Annotated in this window: 11 protein-coding genes; all 11 read right to left on the bottom strand. The window is 69.1% G+C overall.

The window, feature by feature from the left end:
- Nucleotide 1 precedes the first annotated feature (1 nt).
- Nucleotides 2-655, bottom strand: coding sequence for an aspartate/glutamate racemase family protein (locus tag Mal64_RS07135; protein WP_146398438.1), 654 nt, complete (start codon nucleotides 653-655; stop codon nucleotides 2-4).
- Nucleotides 652-1,986, bottom strand: coding sequence for a four-carbon acid sugar kinase family protein (locus Mal64_RS07140; RefSeq protein ID WP_146398440.1), 1,335 nt, complete (start codon nucleotides 1,984-1,986; stop codon nucleotides 652-654). Before Mal64_RS07140 ends, Mal64_RS07135 begins: the two co-directional genes overlap by 4 nt.
- Nucleotides 1,983-3,284 carry a ribulose-bisphosphate carboxylase large subunit family protein gene (locus Mal64_RS07145; RefSeq protein WP_146398442.1) on the bottom strand — a complete coding sequence of 434 codons (1,302 nt, stop codon included), beginning with the start codon at nucleotides 3,282-3,284 and terminating at the stop codon, nucleotides 1,983-1,985. Before Mal64_RS07145 ends, Mal64_RS07140 begins: the two co-directional genes overlap by 4 nt.
- A 2-nt stretch (nucleotides 3,285-3,286) precedes the next feature.
- On the bottom strand, nucleotides 3,287-4,252 hold the full coding sequence (locus Mal64_RS07150) for an ABC transporter permease (protein ID WP_146398444.1): 966 nt from the start codon (nucleotides 4,250-4,252) through the stop codon (nucleotides 3,287-3,289).
- Nucleotides 4,253-4,529: 277 nt separating this feature from the next.
- Complete coding sequence (locus Mal64_RS07155) at nucleotides 4,530-6,089, bottom strand: sugar ABC transporter ATP-binding protein (protein WP_146398446.1); 1,560 nt, start codon at nucleotides 6,087-6,089, stop codon at nucleotides 4,530-4,532.
- Nucleotides 6,086-6,739, bottom strand: a complete 654-nt coding sequence (locus tag Mal64_RS07160) for a DUF2291 family protein (RefSeq protein ID WP_146398448.1) — start codon at nucleotides 6,737-6,739, stop codon at nucleotides 6,086-6,088. Before Mal64_RS07160 ends, Mal64_RS07155 begins: the two co-directional genes overlap by 4 nt.
- 234 nt (nucleotides 6,740-6,973) lie before the next feature.
- Nucleotides 6,974-8,002: a D-ribose ABC transporter substrate-binding protein gene (locus Mal64_RS07165; protein WP_231993602.1), complete on the bottom strand. Its 1,029-nt coding sequence runs from the start codon at nucleotides 8,000-8,002 to the stop codon at nucleotides 6,974-6,976.
- 36 nt (nucleotides 8,003-8,038) lie between these two features.
- Nucleotides 8,039-9,517 (bottom strand): FGGY family carbohydrate kinase, encoded by a 1,479-nt coding sequence (locus tag Mal64_RS07170; RefSeq protein ID WP_146398450.1) that lies wholly within the window; start codon nucleotides 9,515-9,517, stop codon nucleotides 8,039-8,041.
- A complete protein-coding gene (locus Mal64_RS07175) occupies nucleotides 9,514-10,530 on the bottom strand; it encodes a transketolase family protein (RefSeq protein WP_146398452.1) in 1,017 nt (338 codons plus the stop codon). Before Mal64_RS07175 ends, Mal64_RS07170 begins: the two co-directional genes overlap by 4 nt.
- Nucleotides 10,527-11,375: a transketolase gene (locus tag Mal64_RS07180; protein WP_146398454.1), complete on the bottom strand. Its 849-nt coding sequence runs from the start codon at nucleotides 11,373-11,375 to the stop codon at nucleotides 10,527-10,529. The genes Mal64_RS07175 and Mal64_RS07180 overlap by 4 nt, the downstream gene beginning before the upstream one ends.
- A 166-nt stretch (nucleotides 11,376-11,541) precedes the next feature.
- The gene (locus Mal64_RS07185) at nucleotides 11,542-12,954 is read right to left on the bottom strand and encodes an L-fucose/L-arabinose isomerase family protein (RefSeq protein WP_146398456.1); all 1,413 of its coding nucleotides are present in this window, start codon (nucleotides 12,952-12,954) and stop codon (nucleotides 11,542-11,544) included.
- Between the last annotated feature and the right edge of the window lie 123 nt (nucleotides 12,955-13,077).

The following is a 13,077-nucleotide window of genomic DNA, read 5'->3' on the forward strand; positions in this document are numbered from 1 at the left end:
ATCAGCCTTGGTTGGCCAACGCGTCGATCGCCAACGCGGGGCTGCTGAGGATCGGCGTCTTCGTGGTCTCGGCGTCGAGCTGCGCGACGACCCGGGCCATGGAGGCCTGGGCCAGCACCACCACGTCGTTGTCCTTGGCCAAGCGAACGAGCGCCTCGGCGACCATCTTGTCGTGCCGCTCGGCGTCGCCCGACATCAGCGCCTCGAACGCGCCCTCGCAGAGCTGGGCGTCGAGCTCGATCTCACGGCCGGCAGCCTCGGCGCGGCGGCGGATCAGGTCGGCCGTCGGGCCGAGCGTCGTGGGGAGCGTCGCCGCCACGCCGATCCGCTTGCCCGTGGCCACGGCCTGGTCGGCCATCGGTTGATCGACCCGCAGCACCGGCGTGTCGACCAAACCGGCCGCGCGCTCCACGGCGGCGCCGATCGACGAGCAGGTCACGAGGATCTGATCGGCGCCCGCCTCGTCGGCCGCCACCACGTGGGCCGCCACGCGCCGCGACACGCTCGAAGTGAGCCGCCCCGTGGCGATCACCTCTTTGATGAGGCTGTCGTCGGCGATGTTGAACGTCTCGACGCCGGGGAGCTTGGCCGCGCAAAGCTCGGCGAAGATCGGCACCAACGTGGCCGAGGTGTGAATGAGTCCGAGTTTTTTCATGCCGTGGCTTGCGTGGTAACGAGTGAGCGGAGGAAATCGGGGCGGCCGACCTGGCCCCCCTTGAAAACAACGCGGAGCCCATCGACCGACGGGTCCGACGAGGCGGCTCGGCAGAGCGGCGCCCCGGTGGTGAGCGGCGCCAGGTACTCGAGCGACTCGACGCCGAGCGCCCGGGCGGTGTAGCTCGACGTGTCGCCGCCGGCGACCACGAGCATGCGCAGGCCGGCCCGCTCGGCGGCGGCGCGGGCGATCCGGCCGAACGCCTCGCCTAGCAGCTCGGGCGCCAGCTTAGCTCCTGAAGAACCGTTGTTGAGATTCGTCGAGACGATCACCGGACGATCTTCGGCGAACGCCGCGACAACGCGCTCGGTAGCCGTATCGATTGTGGCTACCTCGCCCAGCCGCGCCGGGTCGAGCGGCACGCCGGCGTAGCCCGCCTCGACCGCGCGGTCGACCTGCTCGGCAGTGACCGGCGAGCAGCTGCCCGCTAAGACGAGCAGCCGGCCGAGGTCCGACTGGGCGGTCATCGGCGCGGTCCTCTCGGCTACGCCTGCGGCGCGCCAGTGAGAGGAGAGCGCCGTCTCGATCGCCGACGAGCCCGCCGAGAAGAGCGTCCTGTCAGCCGTGGCGTGCGTGTCAAGCAGTTCGCCGACGGTGCGCAGGTGCGCGGGCGCGAGCGAGTCGAACAGCACCACTTCGGCGCCGGCGGCGAGCTCTTTCTCGAGCGCCGCGGCCGCCGCGCCCGGGTCTTCGAGCGAGCGCAGGTCGACCAGTCCGATCGGCTTGTCGGTCTGCCGACCGAGGTGCAACCGCAGGTCGGCCTCGTCGGCGGGGGTTGTCGGGTGCTGGCTCATCGAGGGGTGGCGGTCGAGCCGGTAGACGGCGCTCTCGGCGCCGATGCCCACGCCCGCGAACAAGTTGCCGAACACGCACCAGCGGCCGAGCGCCGGCGAGCCGACCACGACCGGGACGAATTTTGAGTCGAAGACATCGGCCGCCACATCGATCACCCGCCCAATGCTGCCTACCTTCGGCGACGAGTCGAACGTCGAGCAAACCTTGTAATGCACGTGCCGTGGGCCGAGCGCCTTGAGTTGCTCCAGCGCGGGCCGCACCTCGGCGCCGATTTCATCGGTCGCGAGCGCCCGCGTGCAACCGGCCACGCCGATGGCCCGCAGCTCGGGGCGTGCGGCTAGTGTTTCGGTCGACGGCGGCTCGAGAAACAGCGCCGCGCGGACGCCGGCCGTCTCGAGTTGCTCGAGCGCGTCGGTCGCGCCGGTGAAGTCATCGGCGTAGTAGGCGAGCAGCAGGTTGGCTGGGGCAACGCTCATGACGAGGGCTCCCCGAAGACTTGTTTCTTCGTCTCCGCGTCGCCGAACCGCTCGACCGACTGGCGGAACTCTTGGTTCGCCTCGGCCGCCTCGGCGAGCGAGAGACCCGCGGCAGCGGCGTCCCACGCTTGGCGCAGCGCCCGCACGCCGGCCGCCGGGCCGCCGGGGTGGGCCATCACGCCGCCGCCCGCCTGATACAGCAGGTCGAGCGTGCCGGTGCGGCGGTAAGTTTCGAACGCCTGGCCTCCCCACTGGCCGGACGACACGACCGGCAGCGCTGCGTTCTGCTGGCCGAGCAGTGGCGCGTGGCACGCCTCGATCGAACGGACGACCGAGTCGTCCGGCTCCCAGAACTTGTTCGCGACGCCGTTCACGTGCAGCTGATCGACGCCCGCCAGCCGCCAGAGCTTGATGTACGGGACGTAGTCGGCGCCGATGACGGGGTGGCGGGTCAGCATGCCCCAGCCGTTGCGGTGGCCGTGGACCGCGAGGTCGCCCTGCTCGGCGAGGCGCTTGGCGCCGGTGAGCCCCACGCTGTGCAGGCTGACCATGGCGCACGTGCCGCCGCTCTCGACGACCTTGTCGTAGTGACGCAGCATCGCGTCGTGCTCGTCGGTGACGTTGAACGCGAACATCACCCGCTTGCCGGTCCGGTCGGCGTGGTCGTTGATGACACGCATCACGGCGTCGACACGCTCGTTGAACGGCGCATGGGGCGGGTTGGCCATCAGTTCGTCGTCTTTGACGAAGTCGATGCCCGCCTCGGCCAACTGCCCGACCATCGCGGCGGTCGCCTCGGGCTTGAGGCCGACCGAGGGCTTGATGATCGTGCCGATCAACGGGCCCTTGTGGGCGCCGGTCAGCTCACGCGTGCCGGCCACGCCGCGCCGTGGGCCGGGGAAACGCTCGGCGAAAGACGCCGGGAAATCGATGTCCAGCAGCCGCAGGCCGGAGAACTGGGCGATCTCGAACAGGTTGCCCTGCACGGTGGAGAGGATCGCCGGCAGGTTGTAGCCGAAGTTCTCGATCGGCCAGGAAACCTCGACCCGCGCCCGGCGGTACGGCCCGCCCGCCGGGCGGCTGCCGGGCAGGCTCGGCTCGGCGACCGTTTCGAGCTCTTCGACACGCTCGACCCGGGCGGCGTGGCGGATCTTGAGGTCCTCGGTCTCGCCCGGCACGGCGACGAACGTGCCGGTCGACTGCTCGCCCGCCAAGATGGCGGCGGCGTCCTCGGCCTTGAGCGGGGTCTCGACCCAGTAGCTCGCCCGCAGGCGTTCGCCTTGTTGCTCGCTCGCCATGGTCACTTGCCTCCCCGCGCCGCGCGGTCGATGGCGACCGCCAAGAGGATCACGCCACCCTTGATCACTTGCTGCCAGAAGGGCGACACCTCCAGGAGCACCAGCCCGTTGTTGAGGATGCCGATGATCAGGCACCCCAATGCGGCGCCGAGCACCGAGCCGCGACCGCCCGAGAGCGAGGCGCCGCCGATCACCACCGCCGCGATCGAGTCGAGCTCGTACGCCACGCCGGCGTTCGGCGTTGCCGAATCGAGCCGCGCGGTGATCAGCACCCCCGCGGCGCCGGCCATGGCGCCGCACAAGGTGTAGGCGCCCATCTTCACCCAAGCGACGTTCACGCCGCTCAACTCGGCGGCCCGCTCGTTGCCGCCGATCGCGTACAGATGACGACCGAAGCGGGTGCGGAGCGTGATGAGCGTGAACAGCGCCACCAGGGCGGCGACGATCCAGGTGGGCGTGGGCAGCCCCAGCAGGTGGCCCGAACCGAGCTGGCCGAACGTATCTCCCAGGCCCGTGATCGGGTGGCCGCCGGTCCACAACATCGTGAGGCCGCGGGCGATGCTGAGCATGCCGAGCGTGGCGACGAACGGCGGCAGGCCGAACCGGGTGATCGTCAGCCCGTTGAAGGCGCCGAGCAGCGACCCGACCACCAAGCCGGCGACGATCGCACCGAGCACGGTGAACTCGAGGTGGACGCCCATCCCGGGTAGATCGACGCCGTGCTTGAGCAGCCCCGCCGACACGGCGCCGGCCAAGGCCAGCATCGAGCCGACCGACAGATCGATGCCGCCCGAGAGGATCACGAGCGTCATGCCGATCGACAGGCAGAGGTTGACCGATATCTGCCTGAGCACGTTCAGCCCGTTCTCGGGCGTGAGGAACGAGTCGGTCATCAGGCCGAGCGCGACGACCAGCACGACGAGCGCGACGATCGATTGCAGCGAGGCGATACGGGAACGGAGATTCATAGCGTTTGCTTGGTAGGCCGCTTTGTTTTAACCACGGATGACACGGATGGCGATGGCCACGAAAAGGCGTGAGAGAGCACGAAACAGATGTCAGTAGTAGTGATCCCGATCGATTGAGTTGTGGGAGGCGTCTCCGACGCCGATATCGCGCCGTCAGCCGCCAACGCTAGGAGACCGCAATCGGCGTCAGAGACGCCTCCCCACAGCTTTTTATGTACTAAGCGGTATCGAGCTCTTCTTCCTCGTGCCTTTTCGTGCTTTTCGTGGCCCTCGTCGTTCAGGCGACACGCTGCGGCTGGCCATCGGGCAGCGCGGCGGTGAGCAGTTTCTCTTCGGTCGCCTCGGCGCCGCTGAACTCGGCGGTGAGGCGGCCCTCGCTGACGACCAGCACGCGGTGACTCAGCGCCAGCGTTTCGGGCATCTCGGACGACGCCATCAGCACGCCCAGCCCCTCGGACGCGAGCTTGCGGATCACGGCGTAAATCTCTTGCTTGCCGCCGATGTCGACGCCGCGCGTCGGCTCATCGAGCATCAGCACCTTGGGCCCCGTGGCGAGCCACTTGGCGAGCACCACCTTCTGCTGGTTGCCGCCGCTGAGGGTGCGGACCTCCTGGGCGACCGAGGGGGTTTTGATCGCGAGGCGATCGATAAAGCCCTCGGCGAGCCGCCGCTCGCCCGCCTGGCTCAGCAGGCCGAGCCGCATGATCTGCTCCAGGCTCGCCATGCTGACGTTCTGGCCCACGCCCATGCCGAGCACGACTCCCTCGCCCTTGCGGTCTTCGGGCGCGAGAGCGAGCCCGGCGCGGATGGCGTCGCGGGGCGTGCGGATCGTGATCGGCTCGCCGTCGATCTCGACCTCGGCCGAGCCGTGCGCCGGGTGCAAGCCAAACAGCGTTTGCAGCATCTCGGTCCGCCCGGCGCCCATCAGTCCGAACAGGCCGACGATCTCGCCACGATTGACCGTGAGCGACACGCCGTCGACGCGCATGTGGCCCGGCTTGTCGGCGTCTTTCAGACGGATGTTGCGCGCCTTGAGCGCCAGCCGGTCCGACGCCGGCGGCAGCGGCTCGGCGGCGCCGATCTCGCGGCCGACCATCAGGCCGACCAGCTTCTCGGGCGTCGTGGCGGCGTAGGGCGTCTCGGCCACGAAGCGGCCGTCGCGCAGCACCGTGGCGTCGTCGGCGATCTCGCGCAGCTCGTCCAAGCGGTGCGTGATGTACACGAGCCCCACGCCGTCGGCCTTGAGCTGTCGGATCAGCCGGAACAGCGCCTGCGTCTCGGCGCCGGTGAGCGACGAGGTCGGCTCGTCGAGGATCAGCACGCGCGACTCGAACGCGATCGCCTTGGCGATCTCGACCACCTGCTGCTTGGCGACGCTCAGCAGGCGGACCGCCCGGCGCGGGTCGATCGGCGTCGCGAGTCGCTCCATCAGCTCGGTCGCGCGGCGGTTCATCGTCGCGTAGTCGACCAGGCCGAGCGGGCCGGTCGGCTCGCGGCCCAGGAAGATGTTCTCGGCCACCGAGAGCTCGCCCACCAGGTTCAGCTCCTGGTGGATGATCGCCACGCCGGCGTCTTGCGCCTCGCGTGTGGTGGCGAACGCCACCGGCTCGCCGTCGAGCAGCACGTCGCCCTCGTCGGCCGTCAACACGCCCGAGAGGATGTTCATCAGCGTCGACTTGCCGGCGCCGTTCTCGCCCAGCAACGCGTTGAGCCGTCCCTTGCGCACCGCGAGCCGGGCGCCGTCGAGCGCCTGCACGCCGGGGAACGCCTTGCGCACGCCGCGGGCTTCGAGCACGACGCCGTCGGTCGGTGATGCTGTGCTAACGGCGGAGGTCATTGCTGCGCCCCTTCCGCCGGCGACAGCACGACGGCGATCGGCGTCACTTTGAGCGGCGCCCGGTAGGCGCGTGGGCTCGAGAGCTCGGCGCAACCGACGAAGTTGATCCGGGCGCCGGGCTCGAGGGCGTCGCCAAGCAAGGGTTGCACCTCGCTCTCGACGCGGCGGTTCAGCTCGGCCGACAGGTCGTTGTACGCCACCGAGTCTTCGAAGTCGTTCACCCCGATCAGCCCCGGCGCGTCGCGGACCGCGTTGCCGAAGACCGGCCCCAGGGTCAGCACCAAGTCGGCCGTCTCGCCCCCCTCGCCCAGGGCGACGCCGACCTTGCGGCCGTCGGCGGAGACAACAGTCCCCTCGCCACGTAAGTAGAAGAAGAACCCACGACTCATGCCCACGGTGCGGCCGAAACGCTCGCCGGCGGCCTTCGCGTCGGCGGACAGCGCCTTGATCACCTCGGCGGCGGGCGCCGCCGAGGTGTGGCTCTTCGGCAGCCGCTCGGTCCAATACGCGTCGACGTAGCCGACCGGGTCGAACGCGTCGGGATCGATGGCGGGCTCGTCGCCCGGGCGCGTCACACGCACTAGTGGGAAGAACCACAGCAGCACGGCCACGGCGGCGAGCACGGCAAGTTTTGGGGCGATTCGCTTCATCGACTTACGCTACGCAAGGAAGTTGACCACGGATAGCACGGAAGGGCACGGATGAAGGACGATGGCCACGTAAAAGCACGACAAAGCTCAAGAAGTCGGGGGGCGGCAGGTACAGCTCCTCTTTATCGTGTCTTCTCGCGCCTTATTGTGGTTCCCTCCTCTTGATGGGGAGGGGTGAGAACCCGAGTACCCGGCGCGCCCCCCGGCCCTCCCCACCAGGGGGAGGGAGGTACATTACTCTTCCGCCACGCCGTAGTCGCCGTACTGGTCAACGTTGTCCGGGGTGACCAGCTCGACCGACACGGGGATCTTCTGCGGGAAGTCGCGCTTGCCCTCGCTCAGGTACTGGTGGGCGAACTCCGCGGCCTGGCGGGCCATCTGCTTGGGGAACTGCATCGCCGTGGCGGCGATCTTTCCCTCGGCGATCGAGCGAACCGCGTCCTCGGCGCCGTCGAAGCCGAACACCTTGATCGTGTCCGCCTTGCCGGCCGAGGCGATCGCCTTGTAGGCGCCCATCGCCATCGCGTCGTTCCCGCAGAACACGGCGTCGACCTCGGGGTGCGACTGGAGGATCGACTCCATCTTGGCGAGGCCTTGCGAGCGGTCGAAGTTGGCGCTCTCCTGGGCGACCATCTCGAGGCCCTCGTAGCGGTCGATGACGCTGTGGAACCCCTTCGAGCGGCTCCAGGTGTTGTTGTCGCCCACGATGCCGAGCAACTCGGCGTACTGCCCCTCCTCGCCCACTTGCTCGACGAAGTACTGCCCCAGGGCGACGCAGCCCGAGTAGCTGTCCGAGAGGATCTGCGCGGTGGCGGCGTCGGTGGCGTTGACCTCGCGGTCGATGCAGAAGACCGGCACGTCCTTGGCCTTCGCCTTGCGGACGTTGGCGATCGAGCCGTCGGCGTCGGTCGGGTTGAACAGAACCGCGCGGTAGCCGCCGGCCAGCAGGTTCTCGAAGTGCGACGCCTCGGTGGCGGTGTCGTTGCGTGAGTCGAAGATGGTCGCCTCGTAGCCGAGCTCCTCGGCGCGGGCCATGGCCGTCTTGGCCAGCACGACGAACCAGGGGTTGTCGAGCGTCGAGACAACCACCGCGATCTTGCCGCCCGCCTCGGCGGCGTCGGCTTGGCCCTCGGCCGCCGGCGCCGCCTCGCCCGCGGGCGTGTCTGCCGAGGTGTCGGCGGCCGGGCCGCCGCAGCCCATCGTCAGCAGCAGAGTGAGCAGAAGACCGAACGCCGGGAAGCGCGCCGAGGAAGAGAGTCGCATGGGGGTTGCCTGCAATAGAAGAGTGAGGTGATTCGTTTACAGAACACGCCGGACCGCCGCACGCCAGCCGGCGACCAACTCGTCGGCTCGCGGTTCGGGCAGCTCGGGCCGGTAGACTCGGGTTTCGCGCGTGAGGCCGCGCAGCTCGTCGAACGAGCCGACAACGCCGAGCCCCAGCAGGCCGGCCAGCACGGCGCCGGTGGCCGATGACTCGGGCAGTTGGGCCACGGTCACTTCGACGCGCGCCAGGTCGGCGACCATTTGCATCAGCACCTCGTTGCGCGTCGGGCCGCCGTCGGCGAACAGCATCGCGGGGCGTGGGCTCCCCTCGTCGGCCATCGCGTCGAGCACGTCGCGGATCTGCAACGCGATCGATTCGAGCGCGGCGCGGACCACGTGGGCCCGGGTCGTGTGGGCCGTCATGCCGAGGATGGCGCCGCGGGCGTCGGGCCGCCAGTGCGGCGCGCTGAGCCCGGCAAAGGCGGGCACGAGGTAAACGCCGCCGTTGTCCTCGACCGAACTGGCCAGCTCGCCGGTCGTGGCCGCGTCGTCGATCAGGCCCAACTGGTCCTTGAGCCAGGCGATCGTGGCGGCCGAGTAGTTGATGATCCCTTCCCAGGCGTACGTCGGCTCGCCCCGGTGGACCCAGGCGAGCGCGGCCACGGCGCCCGCCTCGGGCATGCGGCACTCGGGGCCGATGTTCACCAGCACCGACGTGCCCGAGCCGAAGGTCGCCTTCGCCTCGCCCGTGGCGTAGCAGCGCTGCGCGAAGAGCGACGCCTGCGAATCGCCCATCACGCCGCAGATCGGCTTGGGCCCGCGGAAGGCGCCGCCCAGGTCGGTCTCGCCGAAGTGGGCGAAGCTCTCACGCACCTCGGGGAGCGCCGCCACGGGCACGCCGAAGAGCCCGCACAGCTCGTCGTCCCACGCCAGGGCGCCGATGTCGTAGAGCAACGTGCGGCTGGCGTTCGACGTGTCGGTCGCGTGCACCGCGCCGCCGGTGAGCCGGTAGATCAGGTAGGCGTCGATCGTGCCGATCAGCGCGTCGCCGCTGCGCAGCCGCTCGGCGATCTCCGGCCGCTCGCGCACCAGCCAAGCAAGCTTCGAGGCCGAGAAGTAAGCGTCGAGCTTCAGGCCGGTCTTTGCCTGGACGATGGCCTCGTGCCCGGCGGTGCGGAGCTCGTCGCAGACCGCGTCGCCGCGGCGGCACTGCCACACGATCGCCGGCGCCAGCGGCTTGCCCGTCGCGCGGTCGAACACCACGACGGTCTCGCGTTGGTTGGTGATCGCCACGCCGAGCGCCTGGTCGGCCAGCTCGCGCTGGCGCGTGCAAAGGGCGCCGACCACCGACAGGGTGTTCTGCCAGATCTCCTCGGCGTCGTGCTCCACCCAACCCGGCCGCGGGTAGAGCTGCCGGTGCTCGCGCGACTCGGCGTCGACGGCGCGCCCCTGCGGGTCGAACAAGATCGCCTTCGTGGCGGAGGTGCTTTGGTCGATCGCCAACAGGCAGCTCATGCTCCGGCCCCCGCGTGCGAGAGCGCCGATTGGACCGACTCGGCCAGCCCTTCCATCGACAAGCCGTAGTGGCGGAAGATGTCGGCCTGGGCGCCGGTGACCGTGTCCTCATCGGGGATCGCCGCGATCTTGAAACCGCAGCGGGCGCCCGCCTGCATGAGCAACGCCGCACAAGCCTCGCCCAAGCCGCCGTGCACGCTGTGCTCCTCGGCCGTGACGACGGCCGAGCACTCGCCGGCCGCCTTGAGCACCGCCTGCTCGTCGAGCGGCTTGACGGAAGGCACGCTCAGCACGCGGCACGAGACGCCGGCCGACTCGAGCTCGGCGGCGGCCAGCAGGCAGTGGATCACGGTCTCGCCCGTGCCGATCAGGCAGGCGTCGGAGCCCTCGCGGAGCGTGCGGGCCTTGCCGGGCGTGAACGGGCGGTCGCCCTCGGGCAGGTCGTACATCGCCGCCTTGCCGAACCGCAGGTAGACCGGCCGGTCGTGGCCGGCTGCCCAGCGGACCGCGTCGGCCGTCTCGCGGTTGTCGGCCGGGACGACAACATCGATGTTGTGGATCGCCCGCAGCGCGGCGAAATCGTGCAGCGAGTGGTGCGTGCTCCCCAGGGCGCCGTAGCTCACGCCCGCGCTGATGCCGACCACCGTGGCCGGCACGTTGGAGTAGCAGATGTCGTTCTTGATCTGCTCCAGCGAGCGGGCCGTGAGGAAGCAGGCGGGCGAGACGCCGAACGACTTCTTGCCGCTCGCCGCCAACCCGGCGGTCACTCCCACCAGGTTCTGCTCGGCGATGCCGACCTCGACCAGCTGGTGCGGCAGCTCGACGCCGAACGGCACGAGCTTGCCGGAGCCGCGCGAGTCGCTGGTGACGACGACCACGTCGCGATCGGCCTTGCCGCATTCGAGCAGTGTGGCGGCGAACGCCTCGAGGTTCGGCTTGCCCTTGGCGTAGCCCAAGGCTTCGAGCCGCTCGAGGGCGGCGGGTGTGAACACGCTGGGAGCGGGGGCGCTCATGACGGGCCTCCTGTGAGTAGGGCCTCGGCGGCGTCGATCTCTTGCTGGGCCGTCGTGTAATCGTCCGCGCCGGGCACGCCGTGGTGCCACTTCACCACGTTCTCCATGAAGCTCACGCCCTTGCCCTTAACGGTGTTGGCGATCACGCAGGTCGGTCGGCCCGGCTCCGGCGCGGCGGTGAAGGCCTCGGTGAGCGCCTCCAGATCGTGGCCGTCGACCGGGCGGACATTCCAGCCGAAGCTGGCGAACTTTTCGTCGATCGGCTCGTTCGAGCAGACGTCGCGCGTCGGTCCGGTGATCTGCAGCGTGTTGTAGTCGACGATCGCCGTGAGGTTGTCGAGGCGGTGGTGGGCGGCCGACATGGCGCCCTCCCAATTGGACCCCTCGGCCAGCTCGCCGTCGCCCATGAGCGTGAAGACACGCCGCTTTGAGTTGTCCAGCTTGGCGGCGATCGCCATGCCCACGGCGATCGGCAGCCCGTGCCCCAGGGCGCCGGTGTTCATCTCGATGCCGGGCGTCTTGCGTGTCGGGTGGCCGACGAAAGGCGAGCCGTAGCGGCACAACCCTTCGAGGTCCTCGAGCGGGAAGAACCCTTGGTCGGCCAGCACCACGTAGAGCGCCTCGACCGAGTGGCCCTTGCTCTGCACGTAGCGGTCGCGGTCTGGGTCGGCCCAGTTGGCGGGCGAGACGTTCATCACCCGGTTGTAGAGCACGCTCAAGATGTCGACACACGACAGGCTGCCGCCGGTGTGACCGGCGCCCGCCTCGGTGATGCAACGCAAGAGCTCACGCCGGTAGCGCACGCTTTTGAGCTTGAGCTCTTCGATGCTGAGTTGTTTGCTCATTTTGATTTCCGGAAGGTCTTGGTGGCCTGGCCACCGGGTCACATGCATTCTTAGTCTGCCTGTGGGAGGCGTCTCCGACGCCGATTACGGCCTGCCAGCCGTGATTGCTTGCGACGTGTTATCGGCGTCGGAGACGCCTCCCACAACGCTCTTGCTTTACCGCTTATCAGGCGTGGTGGTGCGTCTCCCAGCCGAGGTAAGTCTCGAACGCCTCGGCCAACGCCTCGGCGCTCGACGAGACGGTCATCACGACGTGGTGCTCGAAGCCCTCGCGGCAGACGTGGCCGAGCAGCGATTGCAGCCGCGGCACGCGGGCCACGGCGCGGGTGCCGAACGTGTTGAGCTCGTCGGCCGTCAGCTCGCCCTGGCCGACGTAGGCGCGGATGCGGCCCTCGTTGTCGTCCGTGGTGAGGCGGCCGTAGGTGAGCGGGCCCTCGGGCGTGCGGCCGTCGAGTGCGCCGTACGTGTTCTCTTCGCCCAGCGTGCTCCCCAAGATCGGCGCGGTGGCGATCTTGATGTCGGGCAGGAAGCTCTTGGCCCAGTTGCCGCAATGGAACAGCACGCACTTGTCCTCGTCGTCGCCGTAGTTGTTGTTCCAATCGACCAGCGCCGCCGGCGAGCCGGCCGCCAGCTGCATGGCGTACATCGTCAGCGTGCCGGTCACGTCGACCTCGCAAGCGCTCGGCATGTAGCTCTCGCTCATCATGCTCATCAGCGTGCAGACGTTGCAGCCGAAGTTCTGCTGGACCGAGGTCCAGCACTGGATCGCCGTGGCGTCCAGGGCGTTCTCCTCCATCCAGCGTCCCAGGACGACGCCCATCTTCGCCATCTGCTCGAGCTTCTCCTGGGGCACGCCGGGGGCCGGGGCGTAGGCGTGGATTTCGGCGAGTTTGGCCGCCACGGCCGCGTCGCCCGTCTCGAGACGATCGGCCGAGCCGATGAACTCCGACAGGTCGACCGTGGTGACGCTCACGCCGTTGCGCTCCAAGATCTTCTCGCTGTAGCGCACGGTGTTGAACGCCCCCGGCCGGGCGCCGACGGCGCCCAAACGCGCGCCCTTCAGCCCGTTCACCACCCGGCAGACGCGCAGGAAGCGGTCGAGGTCCTTGCGGAAGCTGTCGCTGGTGGGGTGCGAAACGTGCTTCTCGGTCAGCGAGAACGGGATGCCGGCTTGCTTCAGGTTGTTGCAGACCGAGATCTTGCCGCAGAACGCGTCGCGGCGGCGGGCGACGCCGAGCTGATTGAGGTCGTCCGGGTAGCCCTGGATGAGCACCGGCTTGCCCAAGCCGGCCATCTTGAGCGTGTCGGCCACGCCCTTCTCGTCGCCGAAGTTCGGCAGCACCACCAGCACGCCGTCGATCGAGTCGGCGTTCTTCTTGAACAGCTCGGCGCACTTGCGCGCGTCGGCGTGGGTCTCGACGCCGCCGAGCTTCGAGTCTTCGGGCGTGAGCATCACCGAGGCGACGCCCATCTCTCCCAGCAGCTTCTCGACGTCCGAGCGGGCCTCGGTGACGAGTTGGTCGGGGAAGAAGTCGCGGTTGCCAAAGATGACGCCGAGCGTCGGCTTCGAGTCGGTCATGCTTGCGCGGGATCGCTTGGGGCTAGTTGGCGGGGACCACGGGCCACACAGTTTTCACGCAAGAAGACGGCACGAAAGACACGAAGAAACAGTGAAAAGTCGCTTGCTTTCTGCTTCTTTACG

This window comes from Pseudobythopirellula maris (assembly GCF_007859945.1).
Lineage (GTDB): Bacteria > Planctomycetota > Planctomycetia > Pirellulales > Lacipirellulaceae > Pseudobythopirellula > Pseudobythopirellula maris.